Source organism: Paraburkholderia phosphatilytica, from assembly GCF_003443895.1.
Taxonomy (GTDB): domain Bacteria; phylum Pseudomonadota; class Gammaproteobacteria; order Burkholderiales; family Burkholderiaceae; genus Paraburkholderia; species Paraburkholderia phosphatilytica.
In genome coordinates this window covers 38151-59115 of sequence record NZ_QQOA01000006.1, presented here as the reverse complement: position 1 = coordinate 59115, position 20965 = coordinate 38151, and the positions used below count along the sequence as shown (strand labels likewise).

Here is a 20965-nt window from a genome sequence, read left to right as displayed (position 1 = left end):
GGGCGCGTGCATGCCGTTTGCTACCATCGGCAGTGACAACGGCCTCCGGCTATCACCACGACAGGACCCGACAGCAGTGAAACCTCTTCTGGTCACGCACTTCACGGCGACGAGCTGCGCGGGACGCGGTCTCGACGCCACGCTCGACACCTTGCGCGAAGCACGCAGCGGCCTCGTGCACAGCGACTTCGAACGCGCCGAGCTCGACACGTACATCGGCAAGGTAGACGGCGTCGACGACACGCCCGTGCGCGCCGATCTCGCGAACTTCGAATGCCGAAACAACCGGCTCGCGCAACTCGCGCTGACGCGGGATGGCTTCGCGGAGCAGGTCGAAGCGGCCATCGCGCGTCACGGCGCGGCGCGGGTCGGCGTGTTCGTCGGCACCAGCACCGCGGGCATTCTCGAAACCGAAATCGCGTATCGCGAGCGCGATCTCGCCACCGGTCAGTTGCCCGCGAGCCTCCACTACGCCGAGACGCACAACCCGTATTCGGCCGCCGCATTCGTGCGCGCGTACTTCGGGCTGCAAGGACCGTCGCTGGCAATTTCGTCGGCATGCTCGTCGGGCGCGAAAGTGTTCGGCTCCGCGCGGCGCATGCTCGAAGCAGGGCTGATCGACGCGGCCGTGGTAGGCGGCGTCGATTCGCTGTGTCTCACCACCCTGTATGGCTTCAACTCGCTCGAACTGCTGTCGCCGCAACGCTGCAAGCCGTTCGACGTCGCGCGCAGCGGCATCTCGATCGGCGAAGCGGCCGCATTCGCGCTGCTCGAACGGGCTGACGCGCTCGAACAGGCAGCACCCGAAACGCGCGCCCACGCGATCATGCTGCTCGGTATCGGCGAATCGAGCGACGCGCATCACATGTCGTCGCCGCATCCGGACGGACTCGGCGCGCGCCTCGCGATCGAGCAGGCGCTCGCCACCGCGAACGTGGCCGCGGCCGACGTCGACTACGTGAACCTGCACGGCACCGCGACGCCCAGCAACGATACGTCCGAAAGCAAGGCCGTGAGCGCCGTGTTCGCCGCAGCGACGCCGTGCAACTCGACCAAAGGCACGACGGGCCATGCACTCGGCGCCGCGGGCGCGCTCGAAGCCGTGATCGCGATGCTCGCATTGCGCCACCAGTTCATTCCGGGCGGCGTGAACACCACGCAGCCCGACGCCGCGCTCGGCGTCCACTACGTACTGGAGAGCACACCCGCGCCGCTTGCGATCGCGCTCAGCAATTCGTTCGGCTTTGGCGGCACGAACTGCAGTTTGTTGTTCGGCCGCGCCGATCGGGTGCTTGAGTCGGAGGTGAACGCATGACGAGGCTCACCGCATTCATCGAAAGCGTCGGGCTGATCGGCCCCGGCTTCAACGACTGGCAGACCGCCCGCGCGCTGCTGGCGGGCGAGCGCGACCACGAGGCCGCGCGCACCGTGATTCCCGCGCCGTCCTGCCTGCCGGCCGCCGAACGGCGGCGCACCGGCGCGGGCGTCAAGCTTGCGCTCGCCACCGGACTCGAAGCCGCGGCCGCGAGCGGACGCGATGCGGGCACGCTGGCCACCGTATTCACGGCGTCGGGCGGCGACGGCACGAACTGTCACGCGATCTGCGAAACGCTCGCCGCCGACGATCCGCAGGACCGCAAACTGTCGCCTACGCGCTTTCACAACTCCGTGCACAACGCGCCGGCCGGTTACTGGAGCATCGCGACCCGCGCGATGGCGCCATCGAACGTGCTGTGCGCGTTCGACGGCAGCCTCGGCGCCGGCCTGCTCGAGAGCCTCTGCCAGGTGAGCATCGACGGCGTGCCGAACCTGCTGATCGCATTCGATACCGACTACCCGCAGCCGATGCGCGAGAAGCGGCCCGTGCCCGATTCGTTCAGCTTTGCAACCGTGCTCGCACCGCAGGCGAGCGGCCAGTCGATCGCGCGTATCGACGCCGCGCTGACCGACGCGCCGGTCACGCAGCTCGCGCACCCGGCGTTCGAACAGATGCGCCGCCAGATTCCGACGGCGCGCGTGCTGCCGTTGCTCGAAGCGCTCGCAACGAAGCGTGCCGGGACCGTCGTGCTCGACTATCTGCCTGAAGTGCGGATCGAGCTCCGCATTACGCTGCCCGATTCCGCGGGTGCCTTCGCATCATGACGGCGCGCGTGAACGACGAATGGCTGGATCGCGCATGGATCGCCGCGCGCATCCCGCACAGCGGATCGATGTGTCTGCTCGACGAAGTGATCGCGTGGGACGCTGAGACGATTCGCTGCGTCGCGACGAGCCATCGTGACCCGCTCAATCCGCTGCGCGCGAACGGACGGCTCGCGGCAATCGTCGGCATCGAGTACGCGGCGCAGGCGATGGCCGTGCACGGCGCGGTGCTCGGCGCAAACGCGCATGCAGGCGAGCCGGGTTCGCGGCCGCGCGTGGGATTTCTCACCAGCGTGCGCGACGTCGAAGCGCACGTGGACCGCCTCGATACGCTCGGCGGCGCGCTCGTCGTCGAAGCAGAACGGATGAGCGGCGGCAGCAACAACCTGATGTACGCCTTCGCACTGTGCGATGGCGACAGACTGCTACTGTCGGGTCGTGCTACCGTCATGCTCGACGCGGGCGAAGCCATGGCCCGCTCCCCTTACCCACATCCCGCCGCGGTTCGAAGCGAACCCCCGGCAGATCGCCAACCGGAGTAACACGATGAAGATCACGAAGACCCTGCTGGCCGCGAGCGTCGCGACCCTGTTCGCCACGATGGGCCCGCTCGCGCATGCCGACGTCGATACGGCCGCGCATCAGTTCAAGAGCGACGTAAAGACCGCCGGCAAGGACACCGGGCACGCGGTGGCAAATGCCACGCGAGCGACCGGCCATGCATTCCGCCGCGCGGGCCATGCTGTGAAGGACAAGACGAAGAGCGGCTATTACAAGGTCAAGCACGCCGTCAAAGGCAATCACGACGACAACCAGTAACGCACCGCTTCAACGGCACGATCAGGGGCACCGCGCGGTGCCTCTGCTTTTATTATCGTTATCATTCAGGATGACTGATGGTTCAGATGCACCTTCAAACAACGCGTCCCGTGAACTTTGTTGAGCATTACGATTTCCCTTCTTAAGCTTGCCATAACATTTAGGCATCCTTCTGCTTCGCTGTAAATAATCGGTCATCAAGCGCTGTCACGATGCTGCGGTTGTACTGCTGAAAGTCCGTCCGATAAAACCTTCGAGAAACCCCGGAGACTTACGATGCAAACCGCAACCCGGTCGCGTTCCCTGCCGCGACTTCGCCTGTCCATCGCCCTGATTGCCGGTGCCGTCGGCAGCATGGCGGCCCAGGCCCAATCCTTCGATTTCAACAATGGTGGCAACTTCAACGCGCCGTTCATGCCGGGCATGCTGGTGGTGAGCCGCTCGGTGTACGACAACCTGTCGTCGAACGTGCAGGTCGGCCAGGTGCTGCCGCCGAACTGCGCGAGCACGACCGCGGGCTGTTCGACCGGCAACGGTGCGATCGCCGACGGTACGTATCCGTACGTGTTCAACAACGACACGTACGATTCGAGCTTCGGCATCACGTCGCGTATTTTCCTCGACCAGATGACGCCGTCGGGCCTGCCGGTCAGCACGCTGGAAGTGCCCAACAGCCTGCAGAACTCGCATGGTCACGCGCCGGCCGATCAACTCGTGACGAGCTTCAGCTCGAAGTCCGAGCTCGGTCTGCATCTGTCGACCGATGGCAAATACCTGACCTTCTTCGGCTACGTCGCGCCGGTCAACACCATCGATGCATCGAACGCGAACACGCCGGGTGTGGTCGATCCGACCAACCCGGACAACCAGGCGATCTATCGCGCCGTCGCGCGCGTGGACCGCGCCGGCAACTTCACGTTCACCGAAACCAACGCGTACAGCGGCAACAACGGCCGCGCCGCGATCCTGAACGACAGCAACGGCAACAACCTGATCTACGGCACGGGCAACGGCGGCAACGGCGCGAACCCGCAACCGGAAGGCGTGGTGGTCGGCACCGGCGCGCAGCTGATTACCGCTTCGTCGCAGCATGAAGCGCAACAGACGCCGGGCACGCTGGAGCCGGTGGGCAGCTTCTCGATCACGCAGCTCGGCGACAAGGCCGACAAGATCGGCAAGGACGACAACTTTCGCGGCATCGCGCTCTACAACAACGTGCTGTACTACACGAAGGGTAGCGGCAGCAACGGCGTGAACACGGTCTACTTCCTCGACACGACGGGCAAGGCCTGCCCGACCGGCGTAGGCGTACCCGCGAAGAACGCGACGTTGCCGACCACGCCGCTCGCGTACAACGCAGCGACGGTGGCGACGACCGGCCTGCCGAGCAACATGTGTATCCTCGCCGGCTTCCCGTCCACGCCGGTCAAGACCGCGACCACGGTCGCGTATCCGTTCGGCATGTGGTTCGCGGACGCGAACACGCTCTACGTGGCCGACGAAGGCGACGGCTACGCGGGCGGCACGGACCTGTACACGCACGCTGCCGCGCAGACCACCGCCGGCCTGCAGAAGTGGGTGTTCAACACGACGACCCAGAAATGGACGCTCGCCTACACGCTGCAAGCCGGCCTCGAGCTCGGCACGGCGTACACGGTGCGCGGCTACCCGACCGGCTCGAACAGCGTGACGAACCTGCCGTGGGCGCCCGCCACCGACGGCCTGCGCAACATCACGGGCCGCGTCGACGACGACGGCACGGTCACGATCTGGGGCATCACGTCGACGGTCAGCGGCAACGGCGACCTTGGTGCCGACCCGAACCGGCTGGTCGCGATCCGCGACGTCGTGAAGAACACGAGCGCGACGTCCGCCTCGCACGAGAAGTTCGTCACGCTGCGCAGCGCGAACTTCGGCGAAGTGCTGCGCGGCGTGTCGTTCGCGCCGGGCACGGCGTCGAACGGCCACCTGTTCTGACGCGCGTCACCGCTGTTCTTTCCGGCCGGCCAGATCCCTCGCGGGGTCTGCCGGCCGCCGCGAACCCCGCCCTGAGCGGGGTTCGTCACAGGTAAGCCTCTGGAAGCAATCCTCGACTTCGCAGCGCGCCGCGCGGGAAAGCGGCACGAGCGGCGAAGAAACGCACAACTGTCCCCAGTTACCCCAGAACGGCAATCGTTTGCGCACGATCTCCGACCGTTTGCGCAAAAAATCACCCGTATTTCGCGTTTTGTTTGCGTTAAAGTTTGCCGCTTTGCCGCCGACAATCCCCCCATGGACAACGAAAAACGCGAACATTTCGGGCCGGCCGATCCGCTGTACATGGAAGCCGAGGCCCTCGGCCTGAGCGTGGCGGCCATCCGCAAGGCGCAAGGCAAAAAGAACCCCTCCGACTGCGAGGTCGGTTCGCCCGCGTGGATGAATGCAAATGAGGAATTTGCCCGGGACCTGCTATGGGCGCTCGGCGAGCCGACGCGTGGCTCGTTCAAAGGCGGCGCCTGACCTGCACGCCGCACCCGTTTTCCTGACCTTCCTTCCGGTTCCGCCGGCGCCGGTCACGTTGCCGCCCGCCTCAGTGGCGATGCAGCCAGTTGACCGGATGCGTATCGAGCCAGCGGCTTGCCCGCGGCTTCACGTCGTCGTCGATCCGGCGATGCGCGACCAGCCATAGCGCGGCCGCAAGCACCAGCATGACCGCCGGCCCCAGCAGATAGGCCATCGTCAGTTCATCCATGGCCGCCTCCTCGTCAGGTGAGCCTTCACCAGAACATTCATTTTAGGCGCTGCGTTTAAAAAAGCGGCACTGTCTTGCCGATATTTCCGGCGGATCCTTGCGTGCCTCGCGGTTCAGCGAAGGCATCTTTTCGCACCTCCCATTTCCGCGTTTGCACAGCGCGCGATGCCGGGCGCAGGCACGACGCTTGCGCCAAAAAAGTATCGCATCGTCGAGATGAGGGTCATATGTTGGGAACCATTCTGCTGATCGTACTCATCCTCCTGCTCATTGGCGCCTTCCCGGCGTGGCCGCACAGCCGCTCGTGGGGTTACGCGCCGACGGGCACCGTCGGAGTCGTGGTGATCGTCGTGATCGTGCTGCTCGTGATGGGACAGATCTAGCCGCCCGACCGTTTCGATTCCAGCCTGACATCCAGCCGCGGATAGCGGACTGCGAGAGACGCAGTCCGCTATCCGTTCTTTTTGTGTCCTTCGATTGGTGTCTTTCGATAGCTGCGCAAAACAGGCGGCCCGTTTTTTGCAAAGAACCAGGACATACCCTGTGGCGCGAGCCTCATGCTCCCTGAGCTTCGCCCGACCTTTGCAACGGACTCCCATGGCCCGCCCGAAGCTCACGCAACGCAAGACCCTCCCTGGCGCAAGCGCTACGTCGCCGGACGACTTTGGCGTCTACTCGACCTACCGGTACGAAGGCGCAGGCCGATACTTCGGTGTTCTGAAGGTCGTGCGCAAAACCGACGGACGCATGCTGTTTCCGTTCGACGGCGCGCCCGAGATCGGGCCGTTTTCCACCGCGAAGGAAGCACGCAAGGCCGCGGACGAGTACGGCGCGAAGATCGTGGCCGCCGATCTTGCGAATCCGGAGCCTTGAACGCTTGAACGTTTAAATCGTCGCGCCAGCAGATTGCCCACAGTTCGCAGTGCGGGCGCAGGCGCTAACGCCAGAGACAGCGCCTAACCGCAGCAGATAGAATGCTGACCTCATCGGACACGGGGGCGTCATGGGGTATCTGCTGGTGCTGGTGGTTGGCGTGGCTGCGGGCATGCTGAGCGGCGTGATCGGCACCGGCTCGTCGATGATGCTGATGCCCGTGCTCGTGATGCTGTTCGGTCCGCAGCACGCGGTGCCGATCATGGCGATCGCGGCCGTGATGGGCAATCTCGGCAAGGTGCTCGCGTGGTGGCGCGAAATCGACTGGCGGGCGTGCGGCGCCTACTGCGTGACCGCTATGCCCGGCGCCGCGCTCGGCGTGCACACGCTGCTCGCGCTGCCGCCGCATCTGGTCGACGTCGCGCTCGGCCTGTTCTTCGTCGCCATGATCCCGACGCGCTGCTGGCTTGCACGCCGCGACCGGCGCGTGTCGCTGTGGCAGCTCTCGCTGATCGGCGCCGTGGTGGGTTTTCTGACCGGCATCGTGGTGTCGACCGGGCCGATCACCGTGCCGGTATTCATGTCGTACGGGCTCGTGAAAGGCGCGTTCCTCGCGACCGAGGCAGCGGGCTCGCTCGCCGTGTACGCGACCAAGATCGCCGTGTTCCATCAGGCCGGCGCGCTGCCGCTCGACATCGTCGCGAAAGGGCTCATCACGGGTTCCGCGCTGATGGCCGGCTCGTTCGCGGCGCGCAGCATCGTCGTGCGGATGTCGCCGCAGACGTTCCGCCATGTGGTCGATGCTTTGATGCTGTCGTCGGGACTTTCGCTCTTGTGGGCTGCAGGACGTTGATGCAGCGCGGACTCCCCGCGGGTCGCCAAACGCCGCCGAAACCGTCGCTCCGGCAGACAATGCCGGAAGCGCGTATCGTCTCGGGTGTCTCCAGTCCTCGCCGCATCCAGCGCGCATCCACCATGAACCTGACGTTCCCGCGACGAACCGCCGTGCAGCGCCCGCACTGGCCACATGTGCTCATCCGTTCGATGCTGATCGCATGCGCCGCTGGTGCGCTGGCACTCGCCGGTTGCGCGTCGCCGCCGCCGTCGGCATCGATGGACGAAGCGCTTGCCGGTCCGCAGCGAACCGGCAAGGAGCGCGCTCGCGACGTGTACCGGCACCCTGCGCAGACGCTCGCGTTCTTCGACCTCGAACCGGGCCAGCATGTGCTCGAAATCGCGCCGGGCGGCGGCTGGTACACGGCGATCCTCGCGCCGTATCTGCACGATCAGGGCGAGCTCGTCGAAGCGGAATACGCGAGCACCGACGACAGCGCGCGCGCCGAAGAACAGTCGATGGACGCCGCGCTTTCAAAGCGGCTCGCGGCCACGCCGAAGGTGTACGGCAACGTGATCGTCGGCACGTTGCGGGCGGGCCGCTTCAGCGGCTTCGACGCGCGTGGACAGTTCGACCGCGTGCTGACGTTCCGCAATATCCACAACTGGATGAAGGACGGCGAGCTCGACGACAACCTGCGCGCGTTCTATACGGCGCTCAAGCACGGCGGCGTGCTGGGCGTCGAAGAGCATCGCGCGAATCCGGGCACGAGCGTGCAGCAGATGATCGACACCGGCTACGTCACGGAAGCCTACGTGGTCGAGCATGCGCGCGCGGCGGGATTTGTGCTGGCGGCATCGAGCGAGATCAACGCGAATCCGCGCGACACCAAGGATTATCCGCACGGCGTGTGGTCGCTGCCGCCCACGTACCAGGGCGGCGATACCGATCGCGCGCGCTTCGCGGCGATCGGCGAGTCGGACCGGATGACGTTGAGGTTCGTGAAGCCCTAGCGGCGTTGTCTTTGCACGCGCATCCAGATCGCATCTCTACTGCGCGACATGCGATTGCACCTGAACCGCCACGGCTGACACGAAATCCGCGCGCACCGTATCGCCCACTTTCAGCTGATCGAGCGCGATGTCGGGCGATACATCGAGCGTTTCGGTCTGCTGCGGACCACGCAGCGTCACCTGCCGCTTGACCGGATCGATCTTCAGTACGGTGGCGAGCATCTCGACCGCGCTGACGCGACCATGCCGTTCTGCGGTGGATACGCGAGCGTCGATTCGCGCCGCTCGCGGATACCGTCCGACGACATCTTCTGCACTTGCACCAGCAACGCATTGCGATAGCCGATGTTGAGCACGTCGCCGACGCTTAGTTCGGATACCTTCACAAGATTCGGATCGACGGTGATATTGACGACCCGGTTGTCCTGGGCCTGCACCGTGATGGAGTTGCTGGCCGGCTCGATGCCGAGCACCCGCGCCTGCATCTGATTCAGCGTGAGGCCGCCGACGGACATGCCGCCCGCCGGAGTTTGCACCGCTGCCGGCGCCGGCGTTTGTGCTTGCGCCGAAGGCGAGCCGGCTTGCGCAAGCGCAACGCGGACAATCGCAGCCAGCGGCAACACGGCGACGATAGCAGCGACGCACACTCGCGACAGGCGTTTCATGTATTCGTTCATTCGACCTCCGCCATCTAGTGCGGCGCCACCACCACGACGTACTGCGCCGCCGCGCCGACGTATTGCGGCTGAAACCAGTTCGGCCCGCAGTGCTGATCTGGCGTGCAACATGGAAAGCGTTGCGCGAAGCGCAGAGAAATCGATTTTCTCGAGTATCCCGGCAAATCAAAACATCACGACGCTGGCATTAACCACAATCTCGCAATTATTTTCAAAAATCACTCAACCGGCACTGTTGAAGACATGCCCATCAATATCGCTGCCGCGACTGGACGTGGATCGGCGACGCTAAAGGCATGGCCGCCTGGCGTTTGCGGAAATCAATGAGATCGAAGACGAAGAATATAAAGGGGATGCTAGCAAACGCATCAGCGGACAGCAAGACAAAAGGCAGCCATCTCAAAATAGTAAATTAAAATCAACCTCCATTTCGAACCTGCATTTAAATTAGCGTCAACAGATAATCAAATCCAGCATCACCCATAAAATCCCGGAACATTGCCCGCGGCCGCCGTCATCGCATGAAAAGCAAAGCTGCAACGACATCATTTGCTACGCATAAATGCTTGGAACCGCGCGAACGGAAACTGCCTATAGTCGGAAGCCTTTTCCCTATTCCGACCAGCAGACCGCTCCCGATGAACCACACGCTCCAGCTCTTGCGACGCGCGCTCGCCGCCGTCGCCCTCGTCGCGACGTCGACCTCCTTCGCCCCGCTCGCTCACGCACAGTCGCATGAAGTGGTGATCGGCTATCAGGACATGGTCGTACCGTGGCGCTATGCGCAGGCAACCGGCGCCGTCGAGAAGGCGACCGGCTACAAGGTCACCTACCGCAAGCTCGGCAGCGGCGCGGACGTGATCCGCGCCCTCGCGTCGGGCTCGATCCAGCTCGGCGAGGCCGGTTCCAGCCCGATCGCGGCGGGCCTGTCGCAAGGCGTCGACATCTCGCTGTTCTGGATTCTCGACAACATCAACGACGCGGAAGCGCTCGTCGCGCGCAACGGCTCGGGCGTCGCGACGCTCGCGGACCTGAAGGGCAAGACGCTCGGCGTGCCGTATGTGTCGACGTCGCACTTCCATACGCTCGTCGCACTGCAGCACGCGGGCGTCGATCCGTCGACCGTGAAGATCCTGAACCTGCGTCCGCCGGAAGTGGCCGCGGCGTGGCAACGCGGCGACATCGACGCGACCTACATCTGGGACCCAGTGCTCGCGAAAGTGAAGCAGAACGGCAAGGTGCTGATCACGTCCGGCGAAGTGGCGAAGGAAACGGGCAAGGCGACCTTCGATGGCTTCGTCGCGTCGCGCCCGTTCGTGCAGGGCAACCAGCCGTTCATGAACGGGCTGGTCAAGGTGCTTGCCGATACCGACACGCTCTATCGCGATCACCGCTCGACGTGGACCGCAGGTTCTAAGGAAGTCGCGGCGGTCGCTCAGGAGTCCGGTGCAACGCCCGCCGACGTGCCGGCGAGCCTCGCGCTCTACGCATTCCCGACGCCAGCCGAGCAGGCCTCGCCGACGTGGCTCGGCGGCGGAGCGCAATCGGGCGCGGCCCGTTCGCTCGCCGCGACGGCCGCGTTCCTGAAGACGCAGGGCACGATCCAGAACGTGCTGCCCGACTACTCGGCGGGCGTCGACCCGCGCTTTGTGCAGCAGGCCGCGCGATGAGCGTGCTGGAGATTCGCGGACTCGGCGTCACCTATGACGGCGCCTCGGTGCCGGCACTGGCGGGCGTCGATCTGCGCATCGAAAGCGGCGAGTTCGTCGTCGCGCTCGGCGCGTCCGGCTGCGGCAAGACCACCTTGCTCAACTGTCTCGCCGGCTTTGTCGATCCGACCGAAGGCGAAGCGCGGCTGAACGGCGAACCGATCGCGGGCCCCGGCGCCGAGCGCGGCGTCGTGTTCCAGAAGTACGCACTGATGCCGTGGCTCGACGTGCTGGACAACGTCGCGCTCGGGCTGCGCTTTCGCGGCATCGCGAAGGCCGAGCGCCACGAGATCGCGCGCGATGCGCTCGCGATGGTCGGCCTCGAACGTCACGCGCATGCGAAGGTGTATGCGTTGTCGGGCGGCATGCAGCAGCGCGTCGGCATTGCGCGCGCGCTGGCGAGCGATCCGCAGGTGCTGCTGATGGACGAGCCGATGGGCGCGCTCGATGCGCTGACGCGAGAGTCCGTGCAGGAACTCGTGCTCGACGTGTGGTCGCGCACGCGCAAGACCGTCTTCTTCATCACGCACAGCGTGGAGGAAGCGTTGTTCCTTGCGACGCGCGTCGTGCTGATGACGCCAGGCCCCGGACGCATCGCCGAAACGCATGAGTTGCCGTTCGCACGCGAGTATCTCGCATCGGGCGATGCGCGCGCGGTGAAATCGTCGCCGGCGTTCATCGCATGGCGCGAGCGCTTGACGGTGCGGCTGCACGAAGGATCGTGGGAGGCCGTGCAATGAGCGCGTTCGAATCGTCGCGGCGCGGTGCCTCGGCCGCATCCACACGTCGAAAGACCGCCGCCGCGCACCGCACGTCACGACGCAAACCGCTGCGTGGCCTGCCAGGCGAAGGACCGACCGCGGCGCTCAGCCTGCTGTCCGTCGCGACGCTCGCCGCGCTATGGTGGGCAACGTCGGCCTTTCACTGGTTGCCGCCGCTGTTCCTGCCTTCGCCCAGCGCCGTATGGCAGGCATTCATCGACGCATGGCAAGGCCGCATCCAGGGCGGGCTGCCGCTGTCGCAGCATCTGCTGTGGAGCGCGATACGCGTGTTCGGCGCATTCGCACTCGCCGCCGTCACCGCGATACCCCTCGGTATTCTGATGGGCGTGAGCCGCATTGCGCGCGGGCTGCTCGATCCGCCGCTCGAGTTCTACCGGCCGCTGCCGCCGCTCGCGTACCTGCCGCTCGTCGTGATCTGGTTCGGCATCGACGAAACCGCGAAGCTGGTGGTGATCTGGCTTGCGTGCTTTGCGCCGATCGCGATGGCGGCGCGAGCGGGCGTGAAAAGCGCAACCGTCGAGCAGATCAATGCCGCGTATTCGCTCGGCGCGCGCTTTCGCCAGGTGGTCGTGCATGTCGTGCTGCCCGCCGCGTTGCCGGAAATCCTCACCGGCCTGCGCATCGCGATCGGCTTCGGCTGGACCACGCTCGTCGCCGCCGAGATGGTCGCCGCCACTTCCGGCCTCGGGCAGATGGTGCTCAACGCATCAAGCTTTCTTCGCACCGACGTCGTCGTGATGGGCATCGGACTGATCGGACTGATAGCGTGGTGCTTCGATCTGGGCATGCGGGTGCTCGAACGGCGGCTCGTGCCATGGAAGGGCAACACCTGATGCGAGTCCCGACAGCTTAAGATTACGGGCCGGCAGCATGCAAAACGGGCGCGACTTTCGCCGCGCCCGCTGTGTGTTCCCAATGAAACGGAACGTCGTGGTCCGAATCAGATCATGAGCCGCGAAATCTTCGAGCCCTCCAGCGACACACCGGCCATCAGGCCCGCGTTGGTCAGCACGAACGCTTCGACCGGACCCGTCGCGGTGGACGTGTCGACGTTGCCGTTCGCGCCGATCTTCAGCACCGCGACCGTCGCATCGGCACCCGCGGCCCAGCCCTGGCTGTTGCGGAATTTGGCGAGCGCATCCTGCGTCATGAAAAGGAAGATGATCGCTTTCGACTGCGCACCGATCTGCAGTCCGAACGATCCCGCCGCGATGCTGTAGTAGCCGGATGTCTCGCCGCCCACGCGCAACGCGCCGCGGCCGTACTGTCCGCCTACCCAGAAACCCGCCGAAATCACGCTCGGGAACACGAGCACGCCCTGCGCTTTCGCGACGAGTTCGTGCGAGCCGTGCACGGTCGAATAGAGACGCGTGAGCGTCGATTCGACATCGGAGTTGATCGACTGGCGCTCGCTGGCGTTGTCCGCGGCGGTCGAACCGGACGACGGAGGCGTGGTGGTGCAACCGGTCAATGCAAGCCCGCTGGATGCGAGCGCTGCCCCGGTTGTGATGATGAACTGACGTCGACGCATGATTTGTTGTCCTTTTCGTTGGATAAGTAGATCGAATGAGCCGTGGCGCGGCGATTTCCCTGAGCGTTGCTGTTGTCGTTAGTCTGCGAATCTGGTTCAACGATGCAGCGGCCACCGGCTCCTTGCTGGCAATGACGCGTCAGCGTCCCAACTGGCGCCGGATGCGCGCCTTCGCGTTGCCCCAGGACTGGCGGATCTCGCCACGCGCCTGCTGCAGACCGCCCTTGAGCTCCTGCACGCGATCGCCAGTCGCGCGGCCCACGGTTTCGTTCACCTTGCCCTTGACCTTGTCGGTCATGCCTTTGACCTGGTCTCTGTTCATGACATACACCTCCGCTGAACATCTCGAACGATGATGACGTGGTACTGCAAATTACGGGCCATCTCCGTCGCAGCGGCTGGCGCGCGTGCTAAACGCTCGGCGGATCAGCGATTTCCCAGCGGGCGACGTGACGCGTGGATGACGATCGCGACCGGTAATCTCGCGCATCGTTGGAAAAGATGACACAAGCCGGGCATCTTTTACGTGGCAATCGGAAAGTTTTTTCGTCGCGCCGCAAAAGATGCGGGCTCAACCAGCAGGATTGACCGAAAGCGGGTCAGGCATCGCTGTCGAGCGGCGCCATCTCGCGAAGCAGCGGCGTCAGCGAATCGAGCGACAGCGGCTTGCGGCAATACGCGATCTGCGGATTCTTCTGCTTTGGAATGTCCGAGGCCGCGCTGCACAGAATAATCGGGATCTCGCGCAGGTCCGGATCTGCGTAGAGCGCTTCGCAGAGTTCGGGACCGGACATCACCGGCATCATGCAGTCGGTGAGTATGAGATCCGGGCGGGTCGCGCGCACGAGTTCGAGCGCTCTCGCGCCGTTCGGCGCCGTGACGACGCGATAGCCCACCGCTTCCAGCAGCAGTTGCCACACCGTCAGCAGGTCGAACTCGTCGTCGACGACCAGGATGGTTTTCATCGAAGGCTAGCCCGGTCGTCCGGTTGAAGACAGTGCCATGCGGCCCAACAGCAGGCCCGCCGCGCCTTCGAAGCTTGCCGAGATGTCGAGGCCCTGCGACGAGATCAGCAGTTCGCGCAGGGACGGGTCGTGCGCACTCTCGCGCTGCTTCAACACCGAGATCATGCGCCGCAGCCGCGTATCGGTTTCCGCGTAGCGCAGCAGGATCAGGTTCTCGGTCAGCGCCGACATCCGCACGCCGTGCGATGGCGCGGGGTCCGCGTTGAGCGGCAGCTCTTCGGTCAGCACCGCCGTGACGTCGGCATCGCGCAGCTGGTTCGTGAACGCGTTGAGGAAGAGGCGCGAGCGTTCGGGACGCATCGCCGAATCGTGGAAGCCTTCGATGCCGTCCAGCACCAGCCGTGTCGCGCCAGAGCGTTTCACCGTGTCGATCGCGATGGCTGCGAGCTCGTCGATCGCGAGTTCGATGGCGGGCTGCCATTGCACGATCAGGCGGCCTTCCTCGGCCGCCTGGCTGAGATGGATCGATACCGCGTCCGCCTTCGCGAGCAGACGCTGCGGCGACTCGTGGAAGCCCATGTAAATGCAGGTTTCGCCACGCGCCAGACCGGTCGCGAGGAACTGCAGGCCCAGCAGCGTCTTGCCGACACCGGATGGCCCCATCAGCGTGGTCGTCGAGCCCTTCACGACGCCGCCGTCGAGCAGCGCGTCGAGATTCGGGATGCCGAACGCGAGCCGCGTCGACAGGTCCGCCACACCCGGACGCACCGCGGAATTCGCTTCGAGCCGCGGGAACATCACGTGGCCGTTGTCGGTGATACGGAAGAAATGCCTGCCGAGCAGATGGTCGCGGGCGCGCATCTTGTGCACTTCGATTTCTCGCGCACGGCGCATGCCGTCGCTGTGGCGGTTCAGTTCGATCAGACCGTCGACGAGCGTGTGCTCGGGGTGCGGTTCGTTACCGGACAACGGAGCGAGCAGCAGCGTCGTGCAGTTCATCGCGGCAACGAGCGCGTTCAGCTCGTGGATGAAACGCGATAGCGCGAGGTCCGTTTCGCTGAACTCGCGCGCGCTGCGAAAGCCGTCGATGATCAGCAGTTTCGGGCGATGCTGATGCAGGCTCGCCGCGATGAGCCGCAGAAAGCCGTCGAGCCCGTCCTGCATCAACTCGTGATAGCCGGACACGAACAGCATGTGTTGCGCGACCGCGGTCTCGTCGAAAAAGCGCAGGCCGCTCAGATGCCCGAGCAGCTTGTCGTGCGATTCGGCGATCAAGGTCATGTACAGCACCCGGTCACCCTGTTTGACGCGGTGAAAGCCGATCTGGCTCGACAGGATCGTCTTGCCGGCGCCCGCCATGCCTTCGATCAGGTACAACCCGCCGCTGACGAGACCGCCGCCCAGGATCACATCGAGACCCGGCACGCCCGTTTCCACTGTGGAGCGCACCGCTGCCGAAGTTGAGTCGCTTGTCATCGTAGAAATGAAGTTCGGTGTTCAAGGGCGTCGCGCGTGCATCGGGAAACGCGACCGAAAGGGCACGCGCGCTCTGCGACATTCTACTTCGCAGTGCCGATGCGCGAGCGTCCACTGCGAAAAACCCTTGAAAAGCCGCGATTTCCCGCGCGACGGCGCGCGTGTTGCTATGCGACAATGCGACCAGACCCGCACGGAGCACGCATGACCATCGCGACACGCGCAAGCGTTCATGACCCCGCCCCTGATTGCGCAAGCGAGCCGATCCACATTCCCGGCGGCATCCAGCCACACGGATTCCTGTTCAGCGTCGACCACGACGGCGCGATCCTGCAAGCCAGCGAAAACGTCGAAGCCCTGACGGGCACCACCGCTCAGCAACTGCTCGGCACGCCGCTCTCCGCAGTGCTCGGCAGCGCCGCGACGATGATCGCGCGCGCGCTCGATACGCTCGATACCGAAGGCGTGCCGCTCTACGTCGGTTCGATCGACGATCCGCGCGCCCTGAAAAACGACAGCGGTGAATTCAGCGCTCCACGTTCCCCGCTCGCGATCGTCGCGCACCGGCTCGGCGGTATCGCGATCGTCGAGCTCGAACCCGCGCGCGGCACGACGGACGTGTTCTCGTCGATGTACCCGCTCGTGCGCACCTTCATCAACAGCCTGCAGAACGTGCAGAGCGTCGACGATCTCGCGCGCCTCGCCGCGCAGGAAATCCAGCGCATCACGGGCTATGGCCGCACGCTCGTCTACAACTTCGATGCGGACGGCAACGGCCACGTGCTCGCGGAGGCGATCGAACCCGGCTATCCTTCGTATCTCGACCAGCGCTTCCCCGCATCCGACATTCCCGAGCAGGCGCGCGCGCTGTATCTGCGCAACCGCATCCGCCTGATCGCCGACGCGAACTACACGCCGGCGCGCCTCGTGCCGCCACTGCATCCGCACTCCGGCAAGCCCACCGATCTCACGCACGCGTCGCTGCGCAGCGTGTCGCCGGTCCACATCCAGTACATGAAAAACATGGGGACGTGGTCGTCCATGTCGATGTCGATCGTCGTGCGGGGCAAGCTGTGGGGCTTGATCTCGTGCCACCATGAAACGCCGCGCGTGCCGCCGTTCGAAGTGCGGACCGCGTGCGAGCACGTCGCGCAGGTGCTGTCGCTGCAGATCGAAGCGAAGGAAGATCACGCCGAAGCGCAACTGCGGCTCGCGCTGCGGCAACGTCTGTCGAGACTGCTCGCTTCGATGGCGAACACCGACAACTTCATCGGCGCGCTCGCCGACGAACCATCGGGACTGCTCGGTCTTACGGACGCCACCGGCGCCGCGATCGTGTTCGACGGCCGCACGGTGCTGATCGGCAGCACGCCGCCCGAAGCGACCGTGGACGATCTCGTCGCGTGGCTCGATGCGAAAAACGACGACGTGTTTTCCACCGACGATCTCGCATCCGCCTGGAACCGGCCGGTCGATCCCGACAATGCGGGCATTCTCGTGCTGTCGATCTCGAAGCTGTTTCGCAACTACGTGATCTGGTTCCGCGCGGAAGTCGTGCGCACCGTCAAGTGGGCGGGCGACCCGCGCGCGAAGCTCGCATCGCTGTCGGCTTCGCTGTCGCCGCGCGAAAGCTTCGACACGTGGACGGAAGTCGCACGTGGGCGCTCGCGGCCCTGGCGCCCCGCGGAACTCGAGATCGCGGCCGAATTCCGCACCGCGATGCTCGGCATCGTGTTGCGTCGCGCGGAAGAACTCGCGCAACTCGCGATGCAGCTCGGCCGCGCGAATCAGGAACTCGAAGGTTTTTCGTACACCGTGTCGCACGATCTGCGCGCGCCGCTGCGGCATATCGTCGGCTTTGCCGATCTGCTGAACCAGATGGAAGACAAACGGCTGTCCGAGCGCGGCAAGCATTTCGTCGAGCGCATCATGAGTTCGGCCCGCTTCGGCGGCCGGCTCGTCGACGACCTGCTCGCGTTCTCGCAGATGGGGCGCTCCGCATTGCGTCCGCAGACCCTGGAGCTGCGTCCCATCGTCGACGCGATCGTCGACGAAGAGCGCAAGGACGAGAATTCGCAGACGATCGAATGGAAGGTGGGTGCGCTGTGCAAGGTAGTCGCCGACCCGGTGCTGATGAACGTCGTGTTCCAGAACCTGATCGGCAACGCCGTAAAATTCACGCGCCATCGCAACGGCGTGGGCGAGCATCCGGTGATCGAAATCGGCTGCGAGAACGGCCGGGGCGAACTCGTCGACCAGGACGTGCTGTTCGTGCGCGACAACGGCACCGGTTTCGACATGCGCTACGTGGACAAGCTGTTCGGCGTCTTCCAGCGGCTGCATCGTTTCGAGGACTTCGAAGGCACGGGCATCGGGCTCGCCACGGTGCGGCGCGTCGTCGAGCGTCATGGCGGCAAGGCGTGGGCGTTCGGTGAACCAGATCGCGGCGCGACGATCTACTTTTCATTGCCGCGCGTTTTCAATCCGCAGATCGTCGAGGACAAGGAAACCGCCGCGGACGCGGTGGCGCGCCTTGCCGCGCTGTCTCAGGGCCAGCCGTTCAAGCCAGTGCCAAAAGACTCAAGATAAAGGAACCACGCGTGCTAAGACCGATTCTGCTTGTCGAAGACAACCCCAACGACGTCGAACTCACGTTGATCGCGCTCGAAAAGAGCCGTATCGCCAACCCGGTGGTGTCGGTGCGCGACGGGGCGGAAGCGCTCGAATTCCTGCGCCGCGAAGGCCAGTACGCGACACGCTCGAACGACAATCCGGCGGTGATCCTGCTCGACAAGAAGCTGCCGAAGATCGATGGCCACGAAGTGCTGAAGGCCGTACGCACCGACGACAAGCTGAAAAGAATACCGGTTGTGATGCTGACGTCGTCGCGCGAAGAGAAAGACTTGCTGCGCAGCTACGATCTCGGCGTGAACGCGTACGTGGTGAAACCGGTGGAGTTCGACGACTTCATGGCCGCGATCAACGATCTCGGCATGTTCTGGGCGGTGTTGAACGAGCCGCCGCCTTATACAACGTAACCTCGCGACGCGATATCGCCATGCGCCGCATGTGCGACTCGACATCACGCGCGGCGATAGAGCGGCAACGTCACGCGGAACGTCGCGCCCTGCCCGCGCCCCGCGCTTTCCGCGACGATCGTCCCATCGTGCAGTTCGACCAGATGCTTGACGAGCCACAGGCCGAGGCCTAGCCCCGCAACGCGGCCACTGCTGACCGCTTTCACCTGCTGTTCGAACCGGTCGAAAATCCTGCCGAGCGCATCCGGCTCGATGCCGCAGCCGGTGTCACGCACCGTCAGTTCCGCATGCATGTCGCCACGCTGCGCGACGGTCAGTTCGACCGTGCCTTCCACGCAGAACTTCACCGCATTCGACAGAAGATTCCACACGATCTGCTTCATGCGGCTCTCGTCGGCGAGCACCGCGCATGGCGAAAGATCGTCCGTGATCAGCTGCACGCCCTTGGCCTGCGCGCCGATCCGCGTGTCTTCGGCCACGATGCCGGCGAGCGCGGCGAGATCCACCGGACGGCGATCGACGGACAGCTTGCCGGTCGCGATCGCGCCGCTGTCGAGCAGATCGTCGACCATATGCGCGAGCTGGCGCGCGTTGCGTTCGATCACGCCGCTCGCGCGTTCGACATGCGACATGTCGCCGGCGCGCTGCAACAGCGTGCACCACGACAGGATCGCACCGAGCGGCGAGCGCAGTTCGTGGCTGACGGCCGTGACGAAGTGGTCCATCGCGCGCGCGATCTGCTCGCTCTCCACCCGCGCGCGCTTTTCCGATTGCGCGATCGCGCGCTGCTCGAGTTCGGCCTCCTTGCGCGGCGTGATGTCGAGCGTGAAGCCGAGCACCGACTTGACGCCGCCGTCCGGCTGATAACGGCCCACGCCGCGCACGAGCGCCCAATGCGTCGTGCCGTCGGGCCACACGACGCGAAAGTCGATCTCGAAGTGCTCGCGTCGTTTGAGCGCGCGCACGACGACCGAGCGAACGCGCGCGCGGTCGGCATCGTCGATCAGTTCATTGAAAAAACGCGCAAGGGACAGTTCCGATGCGACCGGCAGGCCAAGACACGCGCGACATTGCTCGGTGCAGTCGACGCGCCCCGTCGACGCGTCGAATTCCCACGCGCCGATCTGCGCGAACGCTAATGCCAGGCGCAGCTGCTCCTGGTTGTCGCGCAGCAGCGCATTCGCCTCTTCCATCAGCACCTGACGCAAACGCGCCTGCGAACGCAGCTTCGCGCGTTCGCGCTGACTGCGCTCGGCTGCTTCGACGGTATCCGTGACGTCGTTCACGCGCAACGCGATCAGCGGCTCGCGCCCGTCGCCCGGCTCGATGCGCGTGGTGTTGATCTGCCAGAAACGCATTTCCGATGTCCCGTTCGCGGCAGGGTTTCGCGAACGCATGTCATAGCGAAGAATCGGCGATATGCGCATTTCGCCGCTGACGAGCCCCGTCAACGCATCGTCGATCCAGACGCGGCGCGCATCGCGCTGCTCCGCGGAACCGGCCTGGTTGATCTCGTACACGGAGCGCCCCTGAATATTGGGGAGTACCGCTTGCAAGGATTGCAGGTACGCAGCGTTCGCCATCACGACCTCGGCCCGCTCGTTCAGGATGAGCCAGGCATCGGGCAGCAGATCGAAGATCGAGGCCGACTCGATCCCGGATGCGATGGCTGAATCGCGCGCAAGTTCGTCCATAGCGAGGCATTTCACCAAAAAGGTCCGACCTACATTGGATGCACGTGCAACGTCACGGCCAGCGCGCCCGCTGGCGGTCGCTGGCGGTCGCTGCGTCTCGTGCTGCGTGCTGTCGGCGGTACGTGGAGGCACGAATCGTGCTGCGCGGTGTTCGAATATGTCGACCGCATCTGCCTGGATTGCCCCCTTTTACAACGTCGCCCCGTCGAGCGCGCGTCTCCCGCCGACACTGCAATGAATGCCCAGTCCGTCTCCGGCAGCCGTCTGCCGACCATCCTGCTCATCGACGACGAACCCGATCTGTTGATCGCGTGGGCGTTGCTGCTCGAACTCGAGGGATTTCACGTCGTGACGGCAACGAACGGCAGGGAAGGTCTCGACACCGCGCAGCAGATACGGCCCGCGCTGATCGTCACGGACCTGATGATGCCAGGCATGGACGGCGTTCAGGTGTGCCGCGCCGTGCGCGCCGACCCACAGCTGAACGCAGTGCCCGTGATTCTGTGGACCGCGTCCATCGACATTCCCGCGGGTACGTCATGCGACCGCGTGTTGCACAAACCCGTTGCACGCGACGCGATGTTGCGTCACATCCGCGCATTGCTGCGGGTACATGGCGCATGATTCATGCCCGATGGAATTCGATTTGGCGCCGTGGGGATGCGCCGTGGGGATGCGCG

At 64.9% G+C, this 20965-nt stretch carries 24 protein-coding genes; 16 read left to right on the top strand and 8 right to left on the bottom strand.

Features of this window, described 5'->3' with window-relative positions:
* Positions 1-76: 76 nt before the first annotated feature.
* From DVS29_RS08330 to DVS29_RS08305, 6 genes are all read left to right on the top strand, one after another.
* Positions 77-1315 (top strand): beta-ketoacyl-[acyl-carrier-protein] synthase family protein, encoded by a 1239-nt coding sequence (locus DVS29_RS08330; protein WP_118179974.1) that lies wholly within the window; start codon positions 77-79, stop codon positions 1313-1315.
* On the top strand, positions 1312-2142 hold the full coding sequence (locus DVS29_RS08325) for a beta-ketoacyl synthase chain length factor (protein WP_118179973.1): 831 nt from the start codon (positions 1312-1314) through the stop codon (positions 2140-2142). The genes DVS29_RS08330 and DVS29_RS08325 overlap by 4 nt, the downstream gene beginning before the upstream one ends.
* Positions 2139-2684 (top strand): hotdog family protein, encoded by a 546-nt coding sequence (locus tag DVS29_RS08320; protein ID WP_118179972.1) that lies wholly within the window; start codon positions 2139-2141, stop codon positions 2682-2684. Before DVS29_RS08325 ends, DVS29_RS08320 begins: the two co-directional genes overlap by 4 nt.
* A gap of 4 nt (positions 2685-2688) precedes the next feature.
* Positions 2689-2961 (top strand): hypothetical protein, encoded by a 273-nt coding sequence (locus DVS29_RS08315; RefSeq protein ID WP_118179971.1) that lies wholly within the window; start codon positions 2689-2691, stop codon positions 2959-2961.
* A 276-nt stretch (positions 2962-3237) separates the two neighbouring features.
* A complete protein-coding gene (locus DVS29_RS08310) occupies positions 3238-4938 on the top strand; it encodes a hypothetical protein (RefSeq protein WP_118179970.1) in 1701 nt (566 codons plus the stop codon).
* A 294-nt stretch (positions 4939-5232) separates the two neighbouring features.
* Positions 5233-5460, top strand: a complete 228-nt coding sequence (locus DVS29_RS08305; protein ID WP_118179969.1) for a hypothetical protein — start codon at positions 5233-5235, stop codon at positions 5458-5460.
* Positions 5461-5530: 70 nt separating this feature from the next.
* On the opposite strand, the gene DVS29_RS37255 is transcribed toward DVS29_RS08305, so the two are convergent.
* A complete protein-coding gene (locus DVS29_RS37255; RefSeq protein WP_164707867.1) occupies positions 5531-5692 on the bottom strand; it encodes a hypothetical protein in 162 nt (53 codons plus the stop codon).
* Between the two features lie 227 nt (positions 5693-5919).
* Between DVS29_RS37255 and DVS29_RS08300 the strand changes: the two genes are divergently transcribed.
* From DVS29_RS08300 to DVS29_RS08285, 4 genes are all read left to right on the top strand, one after another.
* Positions 5920-6075: a DUF3309 family protein gene (locus tag DVS29_RS08300; protein ID WP_118179968.1), complete on the top strand. Its 156-nt coding sequence runs from the start codon at positions 5920-5922 to the stop codon at positions 6073-6075.
* A 214-nt stretch (positions 6076-6289) separates the two neighbouring features.
* Entirely contained in the window at positions 6290-6565 is a 276-nt protein-coding gene (locus DVS29_RS08295) for a DUF6723 family protein (protein WP_118179967.1), read from the top strand.
* Positions 6566-6695: 130 nt separating this feature from the next.
* Entirely contained in the window at positions 6696-7418 is a 723-nt protein-coding gene (locus tag DVS29_RS08290) for a sulfite exporter TauE/SafE family protein (RefSeq protein ID WP_118179966.1), read from the top strand.
* 191 nt (positions 7419-7609) lie between these two features.
* A complete protein-coding gene (locus DVS29_RS08285; protein WP_164707880.1) occupies positions 7610-8413 on the top strand; it encodes a class I SAM-dependent methyltransferase in 804 nt (267 codons plus the stop codon).
* Between the two features lie 36 nt (positions 8414-8449).
* Here DVS29_RS08285 and DVS29_RS08280 read toward each other — a convergent pair whose 3' ends face one another.
* Together DVS29_RS08280 and DVS29_RS08275 are read right to left on the bottom strand one after the other, a co-directional pair.
* Complete coding sequence (locus DVS29_RS08280) at positions 8450-8635, bottom strand: hypothetical protein (protein WP_118179964.1); 186 nt, start codon at positions 8633-8635, stop codon at positions 8450-8452.
* Positions 8617-9090 (bottom strand): hypothetical protein, encoded by a 474-nt coding sequence (locus tag DVS29_RS08275; RefSeq protein ID WP_118179963.1) that lies wholly within the window; start codon positions 9088-9090, stop codon positions 8617-8619. The genes DVS29_RS08280 and DVS29_RS08275 overlap by 19 nt, the downstream gene beginning before the upstream one ends.
* A gap of 638 nt (positions 9091-9728) precedes the next feature.
* Between DVS29_RS08275 and tauA the strand changes: the two genes are divergently transcribed.
* The 3 genes from tauA to DVS29_RS08260 are packed head-to-tail and all read left to right on the top strand — an operon-like array spanning position 9729 to position 12414.
* The gene (gene tauA, locus DVS29_RS08270) at positions 9729-10760 is read left to right on the top strand and encodes a taurine ABC transporter substrate-binding protein (RefSeq protein ID WP_118179962.1); all 1032 of its coding nucleotides are present in this window, start codon (positions 9729-9731) and stop codon (positions 10758-10760) included.
* Positions 10757-11539: a taurine ABC transporter ATP-binding protein gene (locus DVS29_RS08265; protein WP_118179961.1), complete on the top strand. Its 783-nt coding sequence runs from the start codon at positions 10757-10759 to the stop codon at positions 11537-11539. The genes tauA and DVS29_RS08265 overlap by 4 nt, the downstream gene beginning before the upstream one ends.
* Positions 11536-12414, top strand: a complete 879-nt coding sequence (locus tag DVS29_RS08260) for an ABC transporter permease subunit (protein WP_118179960.1) — start codon at positions 11536-11538, stop codon at positions 12412-12414. Before DVS29_RS08265 ends, DVS29_RS08260 begins: the two co-directional genes overlap by 4 nt.
* A 107-nt stretch (positions 12415-12521) precedes the next feature.
* Here the strand turns inward: DVS29_RS08260 and DVS29_RS08255 are convergent, their stop codons facing one another.
* The 4 genes from DVS29_RS08255 to DVS29_RS08240 form a co-directional block, all read right to left on the bottom strand.
* Positions 12522-13112 (bottom strand): BPSL1445 family SYLF domain-containing lipoprotein, encoded by a 591-nt coding sequence (locus DVS29_RS08255; protein WP_118179959.1) that lies wholly within the window; start codon positions 13110-13112, stop codon positions 12522-12524.
* Positions 13113-13251: 139 nt separating this feature from the next.
* The gene (locus DVS29_RS08250) at positions 13252-13434 is read right to left on the bottom strand and encodes a CsbD family protein (protein ID WP_118179958.1); all 183 of its coding nucleotides are present in this window, start codon (positions 13432-13434) and stop codon (positions 13252-13254) included.
* Positions 13435-13711: 277 nt separating this feature from the next.
* Positions 13712-14077 carry a response regulator gene (locus DVS29_RS08245; protein ID WP_118179957.1) on the bottom strand — a complete coding sequence of 122 codons (366 nt, stop codon included), beginning with the start codon at positions 14075-14077 and terminating at the stop codon, positions 13712-13714.
* Between the two features lie 6 nt (positions 14078-14083).
* Positions 14084-15553 carry an ATPase domain-containing protein gene (locus DVS29_RS08240; RefSeq protein WP_118179956.1) on the bottom strand — a complete coding sequence of 490 codons (1470 nt, stop codon included), beginning with the start codon at positions 15551-15553 and terminating at the stop codon, positions 14084-14086.
* Positions 15554-15757: 204 nt separating this feature from the next.
* Between DVS29_RS08240 and DVS29_RS08235 the strand changes: the two genes are divergently transcribed.
* The gene (locus tag DVS29_RS08235; RefSeq protein ID WP_118179955.1) at positions 15758-18142 is read left to right on the top strand and encodes an ATP-binding protein; all 2385 of its coding nucleotides are present in this window, start codon (positions 15758-15760) and stop codon (positions 18140-18142) included.
* A gap of 11 nt (positions 18143-18153) precedes the next feature.
* Entirely contained in the window at positions 18154-18591 is a 438-nt protein-coding gene (locus tag DVS29_RS08230) for a response regulator (protein WP_118179954.1), read from the top strand.
* 44 nt (positions 18592-18635) lie between these two features.
* Here the strand turns inward: DVS29_RS08230 and DVS29_RS08225 are convergent, their stop codons facing one another.
* Entirely contained in the window at positions 18636-20285 is a 1650-nt protein-coding gene (locus DVS29_RS08225) for a sensor histidine kinase (RefSeq protein ID WP_118179953.1), read from the bottom strand.
* Between the two features lie 234 nt (positions 20286-20519).
* On the opposite strand from DVS29_RS08225, the gene DVS29_RS08220 reads away from it, so the two are divergent.
* On the top strand, positions 20520-20909 hold the full coding sequence (locus tag DVS29_RS08220) for a response regulator transcription factor (RefSeq protein ID WP_118179952.1): 390 nt from the start codon (positions 20520-20522) through the stop codon (positions 20907-20909).
* Positions 20910-20965: the final 56 nt, after the last annotated feature.